Here is an 18,505-nt window from a genome sequence, read left to right as displayed (position 1 = left end):
CTGATGGACCGGAGGACCCGCGACTGGTCGATCCAGGAGATCGCGAAGCTCGCCGGCACGACGAGCCGCACGCTCCGCCACTACGACGACATCGGACTCCTGCCGCCGAGCCGCATCGGGGGCAACGGCTACCGGTACTACGACCGGTCCGCACTCGTCCGGCTGCAACGGATCATGCTGCTGCGCGACCTCGGCCTCGGTCTGCCGGCCATCTCCGACGTGCTCGCCGGCCAGACCGGCGAGGCGCGGGCGCTCGAGGGCCACCTCGCGTGGCTGCGGCACGAGCAGGACCGGCTGGCGCGCCAGGTCGCGTCGGTCGAACGGACCATCGAGGCACTGGAGGGAGGTGAGGAGATCATGGCGAAGGACATGCTGGACGGCTTCGACCACACGCAGTACCGCGAGGAGGTCGAGGAGCGCTGGGGTCGCGATGCATACGCCACGGGCGACCGCTGGTGGCGCGGCATGCGCGACGAGGAGCGCGCCGCGTGGAAGGAGCGCAGCGCCGCGCTCGGCCGCGACTGGAGCGCGGCCGCCGAGTCGGGCGTCGCGCCGGACTCCGCGGAGGCGCAGGCCCTCGCGAAGCGCCACGTCGAGTGGCTCACGGGCATCCCCGGCACGCCGGCGGGCACCCCCGGCGGCGACGTGAAGGGGTACGTGATCGGGCTCGGCGAGATGTACGTCGCCGACCCGCGATTCGCGGCCAACTACGGCGGCGAGCAGGGAGCGACGTTCGTGCGCGATGCGCTGCGGGTCTACGCGGAGGCGAACCTGTAGGGCGCGTGCGGTCGGGCCGGTCGGCGAGGCCGCAGACAACGACGGATGCCGCGGGGCACGCGCCCCGCGGCATCCGCTCGCCTGTCGGCCGCGAGCCGTCAGGGAATGCGCGTCAACCGACGTCGCAGCGGGAGGCCAGGCCGGCGATCGCCGGTCCGAAGCCGGTGCCCGCGAAGCCGCGGATCTCGGCGATCCGCATCGCGATCGCGCCCGGGTCGCCGGTGGCCTGGGGCACGAAGATCTGCCCGACGCAGGAGGCGTTCGGGCTGGGCCCCGACTCGGCCGCCATGGCCGGAGCGGCGAGCCCGATCGAGCCGATCACGGCCAGGCCGGCCGCCGAGAGGGCGATGGATCGTGTGCGCATGTGTTCCCCCTTCTGCTTCGTCGCGAGGGGTGGCACGCGGATCGGAGCGACCCCCATCCGCGACGGCTGGCGCGCACGCTAGCAGTCCGGAGCGTGCTCTCCGCATCCCCCGAATCGGGGCTTGTGCGGCGCCTTCGAGCGTTGACGCGGCGTCGCCGCTCGCGGCCTGCGATCGAGATGCCGGCTGCGGCGGGGTTCGCGGCGGCGAACACGCCCGAAGTGGCATCTCGACGGCGCGAGGCGGGTGGGGCTGCGAGTGAAGGCGGTCGGGTCACGCCTGGGCGGGCGTGGCGCCCGTGGCGGGGCGCGGGATGTCCCGGTCCCGCGCCCCGCGCCGGACACCCCGGGCGACGGGGCCCCGGCGCACCGCGAACAGCGGGATCGTCCATCCGCAGAGCGGGCCGATGAGCAGCGCGAACGCGAGCGTGCCGATGCCGACGTTGCCGCCGAGGAGGAATCCGGTGACGAGCACCGTCAGCTCGATGCCCGTGCGCACGATCCAGATCTTCCAGCCGGTGCGGCGGTGCAGGCCCGTCATCAGCCCGTCGCGCGGGCCGGGACCGAAGTGTGCGCCGATGTAGAGGCCGGTCGCGACGGCCAGCACGAGGATGCCGCCGAAGAGCATGACGATCCTGAGCCAGAGGTCGAGCCCGGTGGGGATCATCCAGAGCGACAGGTCGGCGAAGGGCCCGACGAGCAGGGCGTTCATGAGCGTGCCGAAGCCGGGCCTCTGCCGGATCGGGATCCAGAGCAGGAGCACGATGCCGCTCGTGATGACCGTGATGAGCCCGAAACCGAGCCCGGTCTGCTTCGCGATGCCCTGCGTGAGCACGTCCCACGGGGCGACGCCGAGTTCGCCGCGCACGATGAGCGCGATGCCGAGCCCGTAGAGGTACAGCCCGACGAAGAGCTGCACGAGACGGCGCCCGAACACGGGCGCGGAATCGGTGGTGCGAGGGAGTCGGAACCGCATGATGGCAATCCAATCCTTCGATTGGCCTTCCGGCAAGAAGCCAATTCGCCTAAAGTGGCTCGCATCATGGACGCCACTCTCAGCGCCCGAGCCCTCGACACCCTCCTCGGCGCCTGGCGCGGTGACGGCGGCAGCGCGTACGGCGCGCTCGCCGACCGCATCCGACTGCTCATCCTCGACGGGCGGATCCCCGTCGGTACCCGCGTGCCCGCGGAACGCGACCTCGCGGAACGGCTCGGTCTCAGCCGCACGACCGTGACCGCCGCCTACCGCGAGCTCCGCGACCAGCGACTGCTCCGCAGCGTCCGAGGATCGGGCAGCGTCGCCCGCCTCCCCGGTGCGCCCGCCGTCCTCCCCGTCCCACCTGCGGCGGACTACATCGACTTCTCCAAGGCCGCGCTGCCAGCGCTGCCGTGGCTCCCGGATGTCGCGCGCGACGCGGTCGAGGCCCTGCCCGGGCACCTCGGCGATTCGGGCTTCGACCCCATCGGCATCCCGGAACTGCGCGCGGCGATCGCCGACCGGTACACGGCGCGCGGACTGCCGACCGATCCCGAGCAGGTCATGGTCACGCTCGGCGCGCAGCACGCCATCGCACTGCTCTCGCGCGCACTCGTCGGCCGCGGCGACCGCGCGCTCATCGAGGCGCCCACCTACCCGCACGCCTACGAGGCGCTTCGCGCCGCCGGCGCGCGGCTCGTGACCGTCGCCGCCGCACCGCAGGATGCCGGGCCCGACGGCTTCGGCGCCGCCGACGAAGCGGGCGACCTCGTGCGTGCGATGGGTCACGCGAACCCCGTCGCGGCCTACCTCATGCCCGACTTCCACAATCCGACCGGGCGTTCGCTCGGCGTCGAGGCCCGTGAGCGGGTACTCGACGCGGCCGCGCGCCAGGGCACGGTGGTCATCGCCGACGAGACGACGGCCGAGCTCGACATCGACCGCGGGCTCGACCTGAAGCCGCTGGCGGCGTATGGTCCGGCGGTCATGGTCGGCTCGGTCGGCAAGACCGTCTGGGGCGGCATCCGCGTCGGCTGGATCCGCGCCGATCGCCCCCTCGTCCGCCGGCTCCTGGCGGTCCGGTCGCCGGGCGACCTCGGCACGCCGATCCTCGAGCAGCTCATCGTCGCCCGGCTGCTCGACCGGATGGACGACATCCTCGCGTTGCGTCGCGAGCAGCTCCGCGCCGGGCGCGACCACCTCGAGCGACGGCTCGCCGACGCCTTCCCCGGCTGGCACGTGCCCCTCGTCGACGGCGGCATCGCGACCTGGGTCGGCCTCGGCGCGCCGGTCAGCTCGCAGCTCGCGCTCGCCGCGCGCACGCAGGGCCTCATCGTCGCCGCCGGCCCGCGCTTCGGCATCGACGGCGCCTTCGAGCGCTTCCTGCGCCTGCCGATCTGCTACGACGCAGCGTCGACGGATGCCGCGGTGCAGGCGCTCGCCCGCGCGTGGGGGTCGCTCGCCCGCACGCCCGTGCCGGACCAGAGCGTGCTCGCCGCGGTCGTCTGACCCGGCGCGGGGCGCGAGGGGCGACCGTTCACCCGCCGGTCATCCGCGGTTCGCGCGGCCGGACGAGAGTGATCGGCGTCCCGTGTCCCCAGACCGAAGGTGATCAATGCTCTCCACCCGTCCCCGCATCCGCCGTGCCGCCGTGCCGCTCCTCGTGGGTGCGATCGCCGCCGGCTGCCTCGCCGCAGCCCCGGCCTCCGCACTCCCGATCCGCGCCGCGATCGTCGACGCACCCCTCGAGGTCGTCGCCGACGGTGCCGCACTGACCCTGTCCGCCGTCGGCACGTATGAGACCGGTGCGTTCGACGAGTCGGCGGCCGAGATCGTCGCCGCCCACGACGGCCGGCTCTACGTCGTCAACGCCCAGGCCGGGCTGGTCGAGGTACTCGACGTGAAGAAGCCCTCCAAGCCGAGGAAGGTCGGCGAGGTGCGGGGCGACGGCATCGCCAACTCGGTCGCGGTCCGCGCCGACGGCCTCGGCGTCGTCGCGATCGAGGACGCGGACGACAAGACCGCGACCGGTCGCATCCTCTTCTTCGACGCCACGAAGAAGAAGCCCCGCGTGCTCGGCTCGGTGGCAGTCGGTTCGCTGCCCGACATGATCGCGATCTCCTCGGACGGCACGCGCGCGGTCGTCGCGAACGAGGGCGAACCGGCCGACGACTTCTCGAGCGACCCCGAGGGCTCGGTCGCGGTGGTCGACCTGCCCGCGACGGTGTCGGCCGCGACCCAGGGCGACGTCCGCATCGCCGACTTCCACGAGTTCGAGGATGGCGGCTCGAAGACGCTGTCCGACGGCGTGCGCGTGTTCGGCCCGGCGCCCGAGGACGACCTCCCCGTCTCGCGCAACCTCGAGCCGGAGTACGTGGCGATCGACGGCGACACCGCGTACGTCGCTCTGCAGGAGGCGAACGCGTTCGCCGTCGTCGACCTCGCCACGGCGACGGTCGAGGAGATCCTGCCGCTCGGGTTCGTCGACCACTCCGCGGCCGGCCACGGCATCGATGCGTCGGATCGCGACCCGAAGGATGCGCCGACGTTCGGCATCCGCACCTTCGAGGGACTGAAGGGCATGTACCTGCCGGATGGGCTCGTCGCCTACGAGGCGGCCGGTGAGACCTACCTCGTGTCGGCGAACGAGGGCGACGCGCGCGAGTGGGGCGACTACGTCGAGCCCGCCCGCGTCAAGGACCTCGGCGACGACGGTCTCGCTCCGATCTGCGAGACGAGCCCGGCGGCCGCGCTCACGGGCGACGCCGACCTGGGCCGGCTCAACGTCTCGACCGCGATGGGCCTCCGCGACGACGGCACCTGCTACGAGGAGCTCTACGCGTTCGGGTCCCGGTCGTTCTCGATCTGGACGACCGACGGCGAGCTCGTCTTCGACTCGGGCGAGGACTTCGAGCGGATCACGCACGAGGCCGCTCCCGGGTTCTTCAACTCCAACCACAGCGAGTCGAACCTCGAGGGCCGGAGCGACGACAAGGGCCCGGAGCCCGAGAGCCTCGCGGTCGGTGAGGTCGACGGCCGGACCTACGCCTTCATCGGCTTCGAGCGCGTCGGCGGCGTGATCGTCTACGACATCACCGACCCCGCGGCATCCGCGTTCGTCACCTACCTGAACAACCGCGACTTCTCGGTCTCGGTCGAGGACGACGGCGTCGAGACGCTCTCGGCGGCGGGCGACCTCGGTCCGGAGGGGCTGACGTTCATCCCGGCCGCGGCGAGCCCGACCGGTGCGCCGATGCTCGCCGTGGCGAACGAGGTGTCGGGGACCACGACGCTGTTCGCGATCGACGCGAACTCGTAGGCGCACGCGGCGGGGGACCCGGCGCCGGTAGGGCGGCGCCGGGCCCTCACCGCATCAGCGGCGGAGTGCGAACCGCCGCACGCCGACGAGCAGGCCGCCCGTCAGCAGCAGGAACAGCGCGAGCCGCTCCCAGAACCCGGCATCGAGACCGGTCGATGCGAGCGCGCCCGCACCGATCGCGAGCGGCGCGGAGCCGAACCCGGCCACCGAGGTGCCCGAGTCGTCCGAGCCGGTGCTGCCCGAGTCGCCGCCGTCACCGGGCGTCGTCGGGTCCGTCGGGTCCGTCGGGTCGACCGGGTCGGTGGGGTCCGTCGGGTCCGTCGGATCCGTCGGGTCCACCGGGTCCGTCGGGTCGGTCGGGTCCGTCGGGTCGACCGGCGTGACGACCGTGGTCGAGCCGTCGGTCGTGGAGTCGCCGATCACCGAGACGGCGTTGCCGCCGATCGTGATCGGCAGCGACAGGTCGGGCAGGATCTGGGTGCCGCCGAGGATCGAGTCCTCGCCGTCGGTCCAGGCGTCCGTTCCGCTGCCGCCGCCGGTGGTGACGACGGTGGTGGCGCCATCGGAGTGCGAGTCCCCGATCACGGAGACGGCGTTGCCGCCGATCGTGATGGGGGCGTCGAGCCCGATGAGGGCCTGCGTGCCGCCGAGGATGGAGTCCTCGCCCGAGGTCGAGGCGCTGCCCGCGCCGTCCGAGTCGGAACCGGTCGTCACCTCGGTGGTGGCGCCATCGGAGTGCGAGTCCCCGATCACGGAGACGGCGTTGCCGCCGATCGTGATGGGGGCGTCGAGCCCGATGAGGGCCTGCGTGCCGCCGAGGATGGAGTCCTCGCCCGAGGTCGAGGCGCTGCCCGCGCCGTCCGAGTCGGAACCGGTCGTCACCTCGGTGGTGGCGCCATCGGAGTGCGAGTCCCCGATCACGGAGACGGCGTTGCCGCCGATGGTGACCGGTGCCGACACGTCGACGATGGCCTGGCTCCCCGAGCCGATGCCGTCCTCGCCCGAGGTGACGGCCACGGGCTCCGAGGAGGCCGCGTCATCCGTCACGACCTCGGTCGTGGCATCCGTCGACTCGGCGTCGCCGATGACCGACAGCGCGTTGCCGCTGATGGTCACGGGCAGGTCGACCGAGATCCCGAGCTGGGTGCCCGAGAGGAGCCCGTCCTCGCCCGTCGTATCGGCGGCGTGCGCCACGCCGGCGCCGAGGAGCATGAGCCCCCCGGTGAAGAGGGTCGCGTACAGCGCCCTCGAGACGTACTTCTTCATGGTTGTACTCCTGACTGGTTGGGTGTGAGTCCGCTCCCGGGCAGGGAGCGGCGACCGTGTCCGCCTGCGAGCAGGCGGGACGGCACCCGTCAGTCAGGTGTGGTGTCGGTCTCGTACACCGGCGACGACGGCAGGTCGTCGTCGACCGAGGCGAGCGCGAGCGACGCGAGGGCGTCGAGCTGGAGTGCGGCGAACCCCGCGTCGGAACCGGATGTCGCGCCGGCGCCGCCGCCGGACGCGCTGCTGCCGCCCGCGGGCGCACCGGAGGGACCGCTCGGCGTGGCCGGCGCCGGAACGCCGGGGTCGAGCGGTGCGACGGCGGGCACGGACGTGGTCGATGAGGTCGCGACCGCGGCGGAATCGAAGAGCGAGGCGTCGGATGTCGCGGGTTCGGCCGTCGCCGCGCCGGGCGGGCCGCCCGGCGGTGCTGCGGTGCCGATCGGCGTCTCGTCCGGCGCGCCGGGAAGGCCCGTCGGAGGCTCGTTCCCGGGGTCTGCGGGGCCGGGCTCGAGGCCCGGCAGCGACGGCAGCAGGCCGTCGTCGGGGAACGGCCCGAGTTCGCCGACCACGACGTCGAGCGTGTCGTCGACCGCGCCGAGGACCGGACCGAGGAGCCCGCCGATCATGTCGTCGCCGAGCACCGGACCGACGATCGGCAGTGCGCCGACCACGCCGTCGACCGTGTCGACGAGCGGCGTCGTGATCGCGCCGACCGGGCCGGTAGCGATGAGGTCGGAGACGAGTCCACCCGTCTCGGCCACGGTGTCGGTGACCACGGCGTCGACGGCCTCGACGGTGCCGGCCGCGGCATCCGTCGTCGTCTCGACCACGACGGGAACGGTCACGTCCATCGCCCCGGTGACCGGCTGGACCACGGGATCGAGCGGCGCGGGCACCACCTCGTCGACCGTGTCGACCACCGTCGAGGTCGTGGGCGTGACGGTCGACGCCACGGGCTCGAGCACCGGCTCGACCACCTGGTCGACCACGCCGTCGAGCGTGTCGTCGACGACTCCCACGACGGATCCGACCGTGCCGAGCAGGCCGAGGCCGTCGGGCCGCTCGTCGGCCGAGGCGCTCGACGGCGAGGCGACGAGGCTCACGACGACCCAGGCGGCGGCGAGGCCGGTGCCGAGCAGCAGGGCGCGCACGAGCGGAGCCGTGCGGTCCACCGCGGCCGTTCGCATCCGCACCCCCAGGCGTCTCGGACAAGCGTCGTGGTTCGGACCATACCCCGGATGGGGGTCATGGGTCCACCCTCGTCACCGGTGCTTCACAGCTTCCCGTTATCCGGACGGACGCGTCCGCTGCGAGAATCGACCCCATGTCCCTCCTCGCGAAGCTCAGCATGCGCAACCGCGCGCTCATCGCGCTCGTCACGGTCGTCGTCGCCATCTTCGGCGGCATCGCGCTGAACGGGCTCAAGCAGGAGTTGGCCCCGTCGATCCAGCTGCCGCAGCTGTCGATCATCACGGCGTACCCGGGCGCGTCGCCCGACGTCGTCAATGCGGATGTCTCGACGCCGATCGAGACCGCCATCCAGGGCATCACCGGGCTCGAGTCCACGTCGACCACGAGCTCCACCGGCGTGTCGCGCGTGGTCGCGAGCTTCACGTTCGGCACCGACCTCGCCTTCGCCGAGCAGAAACTGCTGTCGTCGGTGAACCGCATCGCGCCGACCCTGCCCGACGACGTCGATCCCCAGGTCGTCGCGTTCAGCTTCGACGACCTGCCCGTGATGGCGGTCGCCGTGACGGGCGCCGAGGACGTGTCGACGCTCTCCGACGAGATCCGACGTACGACGCTCCCCGAGATCCGCGACATCGACGGCGTCAGCGACGCCGCCCTCGTGGGCGATCGCGGCCAGCGCGTCGTGATCACCCCCGACGTCGCCGAGCTCGCGAACTACGGGCTCACGACGCAGGCGATCCGCGACGCGCTGCAGCAGAACGGCGTGCTCCTGCCTGCGGGGCAGGTCACGGAGGGCGACTCCACGTTCGCGGTGCAGGCAGGAACCCGTCTCGGCAGCGTCGAGGACCTCAGCGCGCTCCCGCTCATCGGTGCGACCGAGCAGCAGGCCGTACCCGACGGGACGCTCCCCGACGGGACGCTGCCCGACGGGACACTCCCAGACGGCACGCTGCCCGACGGCACCGGCACGGACACGGGGGTCGACGACGGCACCGGCGCCGACGGCACGTTCCCGGGAACCGACGGCACGAACGCGACGATCACCGTGCCCGTCGCGCTCACGATCGGCGACGTGGCATCCGTCGAGCTCGCGCAGAACCCCGAGACGAGCATCTCGCGCGTGAACGGCGAGCCCGCCCTCGCGATCTCCATCACGAAGCTGCCGTCGGCGAACACCGTCGAGGTCTCCAACGCCGTGGCCGCCGCCCTGCCCGACCTGCAGGCCTCGCTCGACACGACCAACCCGGGCACCGAGTTCACCGTGGTCTTCGACCAGGCCCCCTACATCGAGCAGTCGATCGAGTCGCTCGCCGTCGAGGGCATGCTCGGCCTCGTCTTCGCCGTGCTCGTCATCCTCGTCTTCCTGATGTCGGTCCGCGCGACGCTCGTGACGGCGATCTCGATCCCCACCTCGGTGCTCATCACGTTCATCGGCCTGCAGGTCGCCGACTACACCCTCAACATCCTCACGCTGGGTGCGCTCACCATCTCGATCGGACGCGTCGTCGACGACTCGATCGTCGTCATCGAGAACATCAAGCGGCACCTCGTCGCGGGCGTCGACAAGGCCTCGACGATCGTGCACGCCGTGCGCGAGGTCGCGGGCGCCATCACGGCGTCGACCATCACGACGGTCGCGGTGTTCCTGCCGATCGCGCTCGTCGAGGGCGTCACGGGCGAGCTGTTCCGGCCGTTCTCGCTGACGGTCGCGATCGCGCTGCTCGCGTCGTTGCTCGTCTCGCTGACGATCGTGCCCGTGCTCGCCTACTGGTTCCTGAAGCCGGCGAAGCCGCGCAAGGGCCAGAGCGAAGCGGATGCCGCGGCGGAGGCCGCATTCGTCGACGAGGTGCGGGTCGCACCCGAGCCGGCGACCGTCGCCGCCGCGCCCGCCGCGTCGTCCGCACTGTCGAGCGACGACGTGTGGCTCGCCCCCGAGCTGCGCGACGTCGACGGGTCGACGGAACCCGGATCGAAGACCGCCGCGACCGCCACGTCCGTCGTCGCGACGGCGCCGTCCGACGCGCCCGCGGGCGCCAGGCCGCCGCAGGACGAGCTCGAGCACCCCTCACGGCTGCAGAAGGGCTTCCTGCCGATCCTCTCGTGGACGCTGAAGCATTCCGCGGTGACGATCATCGTCGCCGTGCTCATCCTGGGCGGCACCGTCGCGCTCGCGCCGTTCATGAAGACGAACTTCCTCGGCGACAGCGGGCAGAACACGTTCCGCGTCACGCAGGAGCTTCCGGTGGGTTCGAGCCTCGAGTACATGGCCGCGGCGTCCGAGCCCGTCGAGGAGACGATCCGCAGCGTCGAGGGCGTCGAGACGGTGCAGACCTCGATCGGCAACTCGACGGGCGGCGGCGCGCTCGCCGCGTTCGGCGGCGGCGGCAACACCGTCGCCTACAACGTCACGACCGATGAGGACGCCGACCAGGTCGCCCTGCAGGAGGAGGTCCGGGCGGAGCTCGCCGACCTCGAGGACGTCGGCGAGATCACGCTCGCCGCGCAGAGCGGCTTCGGCGCATCCAGCGACATCGAGGTCGACATCACGGCCGCGAACGAGACCGACCTCCGCTCGGCGACCGACGCCGTCGTCGACGAGCTCTCGGGGCTCGACTCGCTGACGCAGGTCACCTCGAACCTCGAGGCGTCGCAGCCGTACGTCGCGATCGAGGTCGACCGCGCCGCCGCCGCCGAGGCCGGCTACTCCGAGGTCGCGCTGGGCTCCGTCGTGTCGGCGGCCATGCAGCCGCAATCGACGGGATCGATCGTGATCGACGAGCAGACCCTGACGATCTACCTCGCCTCCGCCGAGCCGCCCACGTCGCTCGACGGGCTGCGGGCGCTCGAGGTGCCCACGCCGACCGGTCCCGTGCGCCTCGATGCGCTCGCCTCGGTCGAGGAGGTCGAGGGCCCGTCATCCGTCACGACCGTGAAGGGCTTGCGCAGCGCGACCGTCGCCGCGACGCCCGCCGGGGACGACCTCGGCACGGCGAGCGCCGAGGTGCAGTCCGCGGTCGCGGCGGTCGACCTGCCCGAGGGCACGTCGGCCTCGCTCGGCGGTGTCACCGCCGACCAGCAGGAGTCGTTCTCGCAGCTCGGGCTGGCGCTCCTCGCCGCCATCCTCATCGTCTACGTGGTCATGGTGGCGACGTTCCGCTCGCTGCTGCAGCCCCTGCTGCTGCTCGTGTCCGTGCCGTTCGCGGCGACGGGCGCCATCCTGCTCCAGGTGATCACCGGCATCCCGCTCGGCGTCGCCTCGCTCGTCGGCGTGCTCATGCTCGTCGGCATCGTCGTGACCAACGCGATCGTCCTCATCGACCTCGTGAACCAGTACCGCGACCGCGGCATGACCGTGCGCGATGCGCTGCTTCACGGTGCCTCCCGCCGTCTCCGGCCGATCCTCATGACGGCGCTCGCGACGATCTTCGCGCTGCTGCCGCTCGCGCTCGGCATCACCGGCAGCGGGGGATTCATCTCGCAGCCGCTCGCGCTCGTCGTGATCGGCGGGCTCCTGTCGTCGACCGTGCTGACGCTGCTCGTGCTGCCCTCCCTCTACGACCTCGTCGAGGGCGGGCGCGAGCGCCGACGGGAGAAGCGCTCGGCGAAGCGGGCGGCGGAGCGGCCCGAGCTCGTGCCCGCGACGGCGGGAACGGCGCCGGCGGTCGTCGTGGAGCGTCCGGAGCGCGACGCAGACTCCACCCCGGATGCCGCCCCGATCGCCGACGCCGAAACCGACACCGACGCTGAAGGCGAGGCCGATGCCGATGCGGCCCCGGACTCCCCGGACTCGGACTCGGTCCAGGATTCGGATTCGGATTCGGATTCGGACGGAGACGACCCCGACGCCGACTCGAAGCCGGTCAGCTGACGGATGCCACCGGCTCGAGCCGGACGATGACCGCCTTCGACACGGGGGTGTTGCTCTCCTCGGCCGCGCTCGCGAGCGGCACGAGCACGTTCGCCTCCGGGTAGTACGCGGCCGCGCAGCCGCGCGCCGTCGGATACGCGACGACGCGCTGGTTCGGCATCCGCCGGTCGGGCTCGCCCGGCCACTCGCTCACGACGTCGACGCGCTCGCCGTCGGCGAGTCCGAGTCCTGCGAGGTCGTCGGGGTGCACGAACACCACGTCCCGACCCTTGCGGATGCCGCGGTACCGGTCGTTCAGGCTGTAGATGGTCGTGTTGAACTGGTCGTGCGAACGCAGGGTCTGCAGGATCAGCCGTCCCTCCGGCCGCTCGAGGTGCTCGAGCTCGTTGACGGTGATCATCGCCCGACCGGTCGGCGTGTCGAAGCGGCGTTCGTCGCGGGGGCCGTTCGGCAGGACGAATCCGCCCTTCCGCCGGACGTCGTCGTTGAACGACTCGAACCCCGGGACGACGCGCGCGATGCGCTCGCGGATCAGGTCGTAGTCGCGCTCGAACGCGCGCCACGGTATCCCGTGGCGGTCGCCGAGCGTCGCCTCGGCGAGCCGGCAGACGATCGCGACTTCCGAGCGCAGCCCGTCGGCGACGGGCGGGATGGCGCCGTGGCTCGCGTGCACGGCGCACACGCTGTCCTCGACCGACACGAACTGGGGGCGGCCGTCCTGGAGGTCGATCTCCGTCCGGCCGAGCGCCGGCAGGATGATCGCCTCCTCGCCCGTCACGACGTGCGACCGGTTGAGCTTGGTCGAGACCTGCACGGTGAGCTTCGCGCCGCGCATGGCCCGCTCCGCGGCATCCGTGTCGGAGATCGCGCCGACGAAGTTGCCGCCCATCGCGACGAACACGTCGATGTCGCCCCGCTGGAGGCCCTGCACGGTCTGCAGCGAGTCGGCGCCGTGCGCGCGCGGCACGGGGAAGCCGAACTCGGTCTCGAGTGCCGCGAGGAACCGTTCGGGCATCTTCTCCCAGATGCCCATGGTCCGGTCGCCCTGCACATTGCTGTGGCCGCGGATGGGCGACGCGCCGGCGCCCGGCCTGCCGATGTTGCCGCGCAGCAGCAGCAGGTTCACGATCTCGCGGATGGTCGCGACGGCCTTCCGCTGCTGGGTGAGGCCCATGGCCCAGGTGATGATGACGCGGTCGGCGGCGAGGTAGTCGGCCGCGAGCGCGTCGATCTCGGCGGGGTCGAGCCCGGTCGCCGCGAGCACGGCGGCCTCGTCGAGGCCCGCGAGGTGCGACCGGAACGCCTCGAGTCCGATCGTGTGCCGCTCGAGGAAGTCGTGGTCGAGGACGGTGCCCGGCGCCGCGTCCTCGGCGTCGAGCACGCGCCGGGAGACGGCCTGCAGGAGGGCCATGTCGCCGCCGGAGCGGATCTGCAGGAAGCGGTCGGCGATGGCCGTGCCCTTCCCGAGGATGCCGCGCACCTTCTGCGGGTTCCGGTAGCGGATGAGTCCCGCTTCGGGCAGTACGTTGACGCTCACGACGCGCCCGCCGGCCCGCTTCGTCTCCTCGAGCGCGGTGAGCATGCGCGGATGGTTCGTGCCGGGGTTCTGCCCCATGACGATCACGAGGTCGGCCTTCGCGAAGTCGTCGTAGTGCACGGTCGACTTGCCGATGCCGATCGTGGAGATGAGGGCCGTGCCCGTCGACTCGTGGCACATGTTCGAGCAGTCGGGGAGGTTGTTGGTGCCGAAGGCGCGCACGAACAGCTGGTACAGGAAGGCGGTCTCGTTGGCCGTGCGGCCGCTCGTGTAGAACGCGGCGCGATCGGGGGAGTCGAGCGCGTTCAGGCGGTCGGCGATGATCCGGAACGCGTCGTCCCATGGGATCGGCTCGTAGTGATCGGCGCCCGCGGGCTTGTGCACGGGCTCGGTGAGTCGGCCCTGCTGTCCGAGCCAGTACTCGTCGCGGCCGGCGAGGCTGGTGAGCGAGTGCTCGCGCCAGAACTCGCGGGGCACGGTGACCGGCGTCGCCTCCCAGGTCGTCGCCTTCATGCCGTTCTCGCAGAACTCGAGCACGTTGCGGTGGCTCGGGTCGGGCCACGCGCAGCTCATGCAGTCGAAGCCGTCCTTCTGGTTGATGGCGAGGGCGAGCCGGGCGGTGCGGGAGAGACCCATGCGGGCGAGCGCGGGCTCCATGGAGTGCAGGATGCCGGGCACGCCGACGGCCCAGTCCTTCGGGTGCCCCACCTCGAGGTCGGGGTACGGCTCGGTCGTGCCCCCGTCGGTGCCGTCCTCCATCAGCTCGCCTCCGCCTGCAGTGCCGCGGCCGAGTAGGCCTCCGCATCGGATGGCGCCGGGAGGCGCTGGGCGCCCGCATAGACGACCATGGAGTCGCCACGCAGGAACCCGACGAGGGTGAGGCCGGATGCCGCGGCGTGCTCGACCGCGAGCGACGACGGTGCCGACACGGCCGCGAGCACCGGGATGCCGGCCATCGTCGCCTTCTGCGCGAGCTCGAAGCTCGCCCGGCCCGACACCTGGAGGACGGTTCCGCCGAGCGGCAGTCGACCCTCGCGCGCCGCCCATCCGACGACCTTGTCGACGGCGTTGTGGCGCCCGACGTCCTCGCGGAGCACCAGCAGCTCGCCCGTGCGGCCGTCGAAGAGCGCGGCCGCGTGCAGGCCACCGGTGCGTTCGAAGATCGCCTGCCCGGCGCGGAGCCGGTCGGGGAAGCCCGCGAGCCGGGCCGGGTCGAGCCGCAGGTCGTCGCCGGCGACGTCGTACCCCGACCGCGTCCGGACGGCGTCGATGCTGGCCTTGCCGCAGACGCCGCACGAACTCGTCACCGTGAAGTTGCGTTCGGCCGAGGCATCCGGTGCCGGCACACCCGGTGCGAGGCCGACGTCGAGCACGTTGTAGGTGTTCTCGCCCGGCGTTCCGCAGTGGATCGCGGCGGCGACCTGGTCGCCCCGCGACACGATGCCCTCGGAGACGAGGAAGCCCGTCGCGAGGTCGACGTCGTGCCCGGGCGTGCGCATCGTGACCGCGAGCCGTCGCCCGCCGACCCGGATCTCCAGCGGCTCCTCGACCGCGAGGTGGTCCTCGCGGCGGGAGGCCGCGCCGCCGACGGTGATGCGTGTGACCCGCGTCCTCGCGGTGATCCTGCCCATGCTCCCTGCCTATCACGAGCCGCGCGGGGTCGCGCGATCTACAGTGAACCCGTGGGCGTGGTCGATGCGGTGATCCTCATGGGCGGTCGCGCCGAGCGGCTCGGCGGCATCGCCAAGGGCGACCTGCGCGTCGACGGTGCGACGCTGCTCGAGCGCGTCGTGGCCGCCGCCGGGAGGTCGCGCCATCGCGTGGTCGTCGGCGACGCCGGTGCCTCCGTGCTGCCCGACGACGTGGTCGTGGTGCGCGAGGACCCGCCCTTCTCGGGGCCGGCGGCCGCGGTCGCGGCGGGCGTGGCCGCGCTGCCGCGGCGGGCGGACGCTGCCGGGGAGGAGCGCGCGGCTGCTGAGGACGTCGCGGCCGACGCCGTGCTGCTGCTCGCAGGCGACCTCCCGTTCGCGGCCGAGGCGATCGCGCCGCTCCTCGCGGCGTTCGCGGGGGCGGATGCCGACAAGGCCGACGGTGCGATGGGCGTCGACGAGACCGGGCGCGCGCAGTACCTGCTCTCCGTCGTCCGACGTGCAGCGCTGGACGAGGCGATCGCCGTGGCGGGCCGGCTCGAGGGCGCGTCGATGCGCCGATTGGTCGCCGCGTTGCGTCTCGTCGACGTCGCGCTGCCCGGACGCGCGACGATGGACGTGGACACGTGGGCCGACGCGCGCCGCGCCGGCGCAACGGCAGGCGAGGTCGGCGGCACGGATGACGGGTCGCGTCGCGCGATCGGCACCGCGCCGGGCCCGACGACGGAAGGAGCATCGACATGAGCGACCGGGACGACCTGCACCGGGTGCTGGCAGAGTGGGCCGACCGCGTGCGCGCCGAGCTCGACATCGCCGGCGCTCCGCTCGACCTCGACCTCGTGCTCGGCGTCGCCGGGGTGGCCGCGCACGCGGTGGTGCGGCCCGCCGCGCCCGTGACGACGTATCTCGCGGGCTACGCCGCCGGCCTCGCTGCGGCCGCGGGTGCCGATCCGGACGCCGCCGCGAACGACGCGCTGGAGCGGGCTCGCCGGCTCGCCGGCTCGTGAGCGGGCCGGTCGAGTGGAGCGAGGCGCGCGCGCTCGCGCGCACGGCCGCGCCAGCGCCCACGACCGAGCGCGTCGCGCTCGCGGAGGCGCTCGGTCGCGTGCTCGCAGAGCCGCTCGTGACCGCCATCCCCCTCCCGCACTTCGCGTCCGCCGCGATGGACGGCTGGGCCGTGCGCGGCGGGCCGCCGTGGCGGCTGCGAGCGGACGCTGCTGCCGATGTCGTCGGTCGGCGATCCGCCGACGGTGTGCCGGCCGACGGGTCGCCGGCGCCGATCGGGGCCGGGCCGATCGGGGCCGGCGAGGCCGTCGCGATCGTGACGGGCGGGCCGGTCCCGGCCGGCACCGAGGCCGTGCTCCGCGTGGAGGCCGGGCGGGTGGACGGCGGCATCCTCGAACCCGTCGGCGAGACCGGACGGAACGACGTCGAGGGTCGGCGGCACATCCGGCCGGCCGGCGCCGAGGCGGCGGTCGGCGATCGCCTGCTCGACGGGGGCGTCGTCCTCACGCCGCCGCGCATCGCGCTCGCCGCGGCGACCGGCGCCGACGAGCTCGTCGTGCGCCGCCGGCCGCGCGCGGCCGTGCTCCTCACGGGCGACGAGGTCGTCGAGTCCGGGGTGCCCGGGTCCGGGCGGGTGCGCGACAGCTTCCGTGTCGCCCTCCCGGCCGCGCTGCGCGCGCTCGGCGCCGAGGTCGTCGCGGTCCGGCGCGTCGGCGATGATGAGCCGGCGACCCGGGTCGCCCTCGCGTCGGGCGACGTCGACCTCGTCGTGACCACCGGCGGCACGGGCCGCTCGAGCGCCGATCACGTCCGCACCGCGCTCGCCGCGGAGGGCGCCGACCTCCTGGTGCCCGGACTGGCGACGCGGCCTGGCGGGCCGACGCTCCTCGCCCGCCTCCCGGGCGCCCGTGGCCGTCTCGTGCTCGGGCTGCCGGGCAATCCGCTCGCCGCGATGCTCGGCCTCGTCGCGCTCGGCGCCCCGCTCCTCGCCGCGTGGACCGGGACGGACGCCGCCGCTCGCACGGTCGTCGCGACCCGCGCCCTGCCCGGGCGCGCGCAGTCCACCGGCCTCGTGCCAGCGACGGTCGTCGGCGCGGAGGCGACCCCGGTCGCCCACCTCGGTTCGGGAATGCTCCGGGGCCTGGCCGCTGCCGACGTCGTGCTCGTGGTCCCCTCGGGGGGCGTCGCGGCGGGCGCGTCCGTCGAGGCGCTGCCCCTGCCCTGGGCGGGGTGAGGCATGGAACGAACGGGCCGTGACGTCGACGACTACCTCGCCGAGCTCGACGGCGAGCGGGCCGACGCGATGCGATCACTCGACCGCCTCATCTCGGCCGAGTTCGCCGGGCTCGAGCGCGTGCTGTGGCAGGGCGTGTTCTGGGGCGGCACCGAGCAGTCCATCGTCGGCTACGGCGCGATCACCCAGCCGCGTCCGAGGGGCGGAGCGGTCGACTGGTTCCTCGTCGGGCTCGCCGACCAGGCGAAGCACCTGAGCGTCTACGTGAACGCCGCCGAGGAGGGCGCCTACCTCGTCCAGCGGCACGCGTCCGAACTCGGACGAGTGAAGGTCGGATCCGCCGCGATCGCGGTGCCGAGCCTCGATCGACTCGACCTCGACGCGTTCCGCCGAGTGCTCCGGAGGGCGAGGGAGTTGACGCCCGACGTGCGCTGAGGCGCGGCGCGATTCGCGAGCGTGGGCCGTCGACGGAGCGGTTCGTCCGCGGTTCACCGAACCTTCACCGACCCGTCGCACGGTGCCCACCCCGCGGCATCCGCCCACTCCGTACGGTCGTTGCATGTCCACCGAGGTGCCGCTCCACGAGCGGGTGCACGACACCCTGCGCGAGCGCATCGGACGCGGCGACTGGTCCGCGGGCATGCGGCTGCCGAGCGAGGCGGCGCTGTGCCGCGAGTTCGGGACGAGCCGCGGACCGGTGCGCCGGGCGCTCGCGGTGCTGCGCGAGGAGGGGTACGTCGTCGGCGGCCGCGGGCGACCCCCGCTCGTCGGCCGCGTCGTGCCGACGCAGCCGTTCTCGACGTTCACGTCGTTCACCGAGTGGGCCCGGGCGATCGGCCGCGAGCCGGGACAGCGCACGCTCGAGGCCGGCGCGCGCCCGGCGCCGTCGACCGTGGCGGGCTTCCTCGGTCTCGACGAGGGCGCGACGGTGACGCAGGTCGTACGCGTGCGCCTCCTCGACGGCGTGCCGACCATGGTCGAGCGCAGCTCGTTCCCGCCGGAGATCGGCGCGCTGCTCGACGACCTCGACGGTGACCGCGGGTCGCTGCACGCGCACCTCGTCTCCCGCGGCGTCGACCTGCGTCGGGCGCGGCACACGATCGACGCGGTCGCCGCCAACCCGCTCGATTCCGAGCTGCTCGCGGTCGACGCGGGCAGTCCGCTCCTCCGCGAGCGCCGGATCACGTTCGATTCCGGTCGCCGCCCGCTGGCCTATGCCGACGACCGGTACCGCCCCGAGCTCGCGACCTTCACGATCGAGAACGAGGTCGATCGCCGCACGCCGCTCACCCGTTCGCACCCGGCCGAGGCGTCGCGATGAG

The 18,505-nt window shown here is 73.3% G+C and carries 15 protein-coding genes; 9 read left to right on the top strand and 6 right to left on the bottom strand.

The annotated features are described in order from the left end of the window. The first annotated feature begins 3 nt into the window (after window positions 1–3). A complete protein-coding gene (locus tag ACIQH8_RS08480) occupies window positions 4–777 on the top strand; it encodes a MerR family transcriptional regulator (RefSeq protein WP_400997096.1) in 774 nt (257 codons plus the stop codon). 112 nt (window positions 778–889) lie between these two features. Here ACIQH8_RS08480 and ACIQH8_RS08475 read toward each other — a convergent pair whose 3' ends face one another. Together ACIQH8_RS08475 and ACIQH8_RS08470 are read right to left on the bottom strand one after the other, a co-directional pair. Next, window positions 890–1,141, bottom strand: coding sequence for a hypothetical protein (locus ACIQH8_RS08475; RefSeq protein WP_400997094.1), 252 nt, complete (start codon window positions 1,139–1,141; stop codon window positions 890–892). Window positions 1,142–1,412: 271 nt separating this feature from the next. Continuing rightward, the gene (locus tag ACIQH8_RS08470; protein WP_400997091.1) at window positions 1,413–2,114 is read right to left on the bottom strand and encodes a YitT family protein; all 702 of its coding nucleotides are present in this window, start codon (window positions 2,112–2,114) and stop codon (window positions 1,413–1,415) included. Window positions 2,115–2,180: 66 nt separating this feature from the next. Here ACIQH8_RS08470 and ACIQH8_RS08465 point away from each other — a divergent pair, with 66 nt between their 5' ends. After that, window positions 2,181–3,623, top strand: coding sequence for a PLP-dependent aminotransferase family protein (locus ACIQH8_RS08465; protein ID WP_400997088.1), 1,443 nt, complete (start codon window positions 2,181–2,183; stop codon window positions 3,621–3,623). A 106-nt stretch (window positions 3,624–3,729) separates the two neighbouring features. Further along, a complete protein-coding gene (locus ACIQH8_RS08460) occupies window positions 3,730–5,433 on the top strand; it encodes a choice-of-anchor I family protein (RefSeq protein ID WP_400997086.1) in 1,704 nt (567 codons plus the stop codon). 54 nt (window positions 5,434–5,487) lie between these two features. On the opposite strand, the gene ACIQH8_RS08455 is transcribed toward ACIQH8_RS08460, so the two are convergent. Further along, entirely contained in the window at window positions 5,488–6,699 is a 1,212-nt protein-coding gene (locus tag ACIQH8_RS08455) for a chaplin family protein (RefSeq protein ID WP_400997084.1), read from the bottom strand. An 89-nt stretch (window positions 6,700–6,788) separates the two neighbouring features. After that, window positions 6,789–7,892, bottom strand: a complete 1,104-nt coding sequence (locus ACIQH8_RS08450) for a hypothetical protein (protein ID WP_400997082.1) — start codon at window positions 7,890–7,892, stop codon at window positions 6,789–6,791. Between the two features lie 131 nt (window positions 7,893–8,023). Between ACIQH8_RS08450 and ACIQH8_RS08445 the strand changes: the two genes are divergently transcribed. Beyond that, window positions 8,024–11,758, top strand: coding sequence for an efflux RND transporter permease subunit (locus ACIQH8_RS08445; RefSeq protein ID WP_400997080.1), 3,735 nt, complete (start codon window positions 8,024–8,026; stop codon window positions 11,756–11,758). Here ACIQH8_RS08445 and ACIQH8_RS08440 read toward each other — a convergent pair. Both ACIQH8_RS08440 and fdhD read right to left on the bottom strand, forming a co-directional pair. Next, window positions 11,751–14,054 carry an FdhF/YdeP family oxidoreductase gene (locus tag ACIQH8_RS08440; protein ID WP_400997078.1) on the bottom strand — a complete coding sequence of 768 codons (2,304 nt, stop codon included), beginning with the start codon at window positions 14,052–14,054 and terminating at the stop codon, window positions 11,751–11,753. The two genes, ACIQH8_RS08445 and ACIQH8_RS08440, sit on opposite strands and share 8 nt — an antisense overlap. Next, window positions 14,054–14,926, bottom strand: coding sequence for a formate dehydrogenase accessory sulfurtransferase FdhD (gene fdhD / locus ACIQH8_RS08435; RefSeq protein WP_400997076.1), 873 nt, complete (start codon window positions 14,924–14,926; stop codon window positions 14,054–14,056). Before fdhD ends, ACIQH8_RS08440 begins: the two co-directional genes overlap by 1 nt. A 51-nt stretch (window positions 14,927–14,977) precedes the next feature. Here fdhD and ACIQH8_RS08430 point away from each other — a divergent pair, with 51 nt between their 5' ends. The 5 genes from ACIQH8_RS08430 (at window position 14,978) to ACIQH8_RS08410 (ending at window position 18,504) form a co-directional block, all read left to right on the top strand. Continuing rightward, window positions 14,978–15,688 carry a molybdenum cofactor guanylyltransferase gene (locus tag ACIQH8_RS08430; RefSeq protein ID WP_400997074.1) on the top strand — a complete coding sequence of 237 codons (711 nt, stop codon included), beginning with the start codon at window positions 14,978–14,980 and terminating at the stop codon, window positions 15,686–15,688. Continuing rightward, window positions 15,685–15,951: a DUF6457 domain-containing protein gene (locus ACIQH8_RS08425; RefSeq protein ID WP_400997072.1), complete on the top strand. Its 267-nt coding sequence runs from the start codon at window positions 15,685–15,687 to the stop codon at window positions 15,949–15,951. The genes ACIQH8_RS08430 and ACIQH8_RS08425 overlap by 4 nt, the downstream gene beginning before the upstream one ends. Next, entirely contained in the window at window positions 15,948–17,183 is a 1,236-nt protein-coding gene (locus ACIQH8_RS08420) for a molybdopterin molybdotransferase MoeA (RefSeq protein ID WP_400997070.1), read from the top strand. The genes ACIQH8_RS08425 and ACIQH8_RS08420 overlap by 4 nt, the downstream gene beginning before the upstream one ends. A gap of 3 nt (window positions 17,184–17,186) precedes the next feature. Further along, on the top strand, window positions 17,187–17,618 hold the full coding sequence (locus ACIQH8_RS08415; RefSeq protein ID WP_400997068.1) for a hypothetical protein: 432 nt from the start codon (window positions 17,187–17,189) through the stop codon (window positions 17,616–17,618). A 124-nt stretch (window positions 17,619–17,742) separates the two neighbouring features. Further along, complete coding sequence (locus tag ACIQH8_RS08410) at window positions 17,743–18,504, top strand: GntR family transcriptional regulator (RefSeq protein ID WP_400997066.1); 762 nt, start codon at window positions 17,743–17,745, stop codon at window positions 18,502–18,504. The last annotated feature ends 1 nt before the right edge of the window (window position 18,505 follow it).

Origin of the sequence: Agromyces sp. GXQ0307 (assembly GCF_044769845.1) — a bacterium.
In the GTDB taxonomy this organism is placed as follows: Bacteria; Actinomycetota; Actinomycetes; order Actinomycetales; family Microbacteriaceae; genus Agromyces.
The sequence above is the reverse complement of the archived record's forward strand: the minus strand, read 5'-3'. Positions and strand labels throughout refer to the sequence as shown.

Bases quoted from the DNA above. Each gene is read 5' to 3' on its own strand.
- ACIQH8_RS08480 (WP_400997096.1), top strand. From the start codon at position 4: ATGGACCGGAGGACCCGCGACTGGTCGATCCAGGAGATCGCGAAGCTC.
- ACIQH8_RS08475 (WP_400997094.1), bottom strand. From the start codon at position 1,141: ATGCGCACACGATCCATCGCCCTCTCGGCGGCCGGCCTGGCCGTGATC.
- ACIQH8_RS08470 (WP_400997091.1), bottom strand. From the start codon at position 2,114: ATGCGGTTCCGACTCCCTCGCACCACCGATTCCGCGCCCGTGTTCGGG.
- ACIQH8_RS08465 (WP_400997088.1), top strand. From the start codon at position 2,181: ATGGACGCCACTCTCAGCGCCCGAGCCCTCGACACCCTCCTCGGCGCC.
- ACIQH8_RS08460 (WP_400997086.1), top strand. From the start codon at position 3,730: ATGCTCTCCACCCGTCCCCGCATCCGCCGTGCCGCCGTGCCGCTCCTC.
- ACIQH8_RS08455 (WP_400997084.1), bottom strand. From the start codon at position 6,699: ATGAAGAAGTACGTCTCGAGGGCGCTGTACGCGACCCTCTTCACCGGG.
- ACIQH8_RS08445 (WP_400997080.1), top strand. From the start codon at position 8,024: ATGTCCCTCCTCGCGAAGCTCAGCATGCGCAACCGCGCGCTCATCGCG.
- ACIQH8_RS08440 (WP_400997078.1), bottom strand. From the start codon at position 14,054: ATGGAGGACGGCACCGACGGGGGCACGACCGAGCCGTACCCCGACCTC.
- fdhD (WP_400997076.1), bottom strand. From the start codon at position 14,926: ATGGGCAGGATCACCGCGAGGACGCGGGTCACACGCATCACCGTCGGC.
- ACIQH8_RS08425 (WP_400997072.1), top strand. From the start codon at position 15,685: ATGAGCGACCGGGACGACCTGCACCGGGTGCTGGCAGAGTGGGCCGAC.
- ACIQH8_RS08415 (WP_400997068.1), top strand. From the start codon at position 17,187: ATGGAACGAACGGGCCGTGACGTCGACGACTACCTCGCCGAGCTCGAC.
- ACIQH8_RS08410 (WP_400997066.1), top strand. From the start codon at position 17,743: ATGTCCACCGAGGTGCCGCTCCACGAGCGGGTGCACGACACCCTGCGC.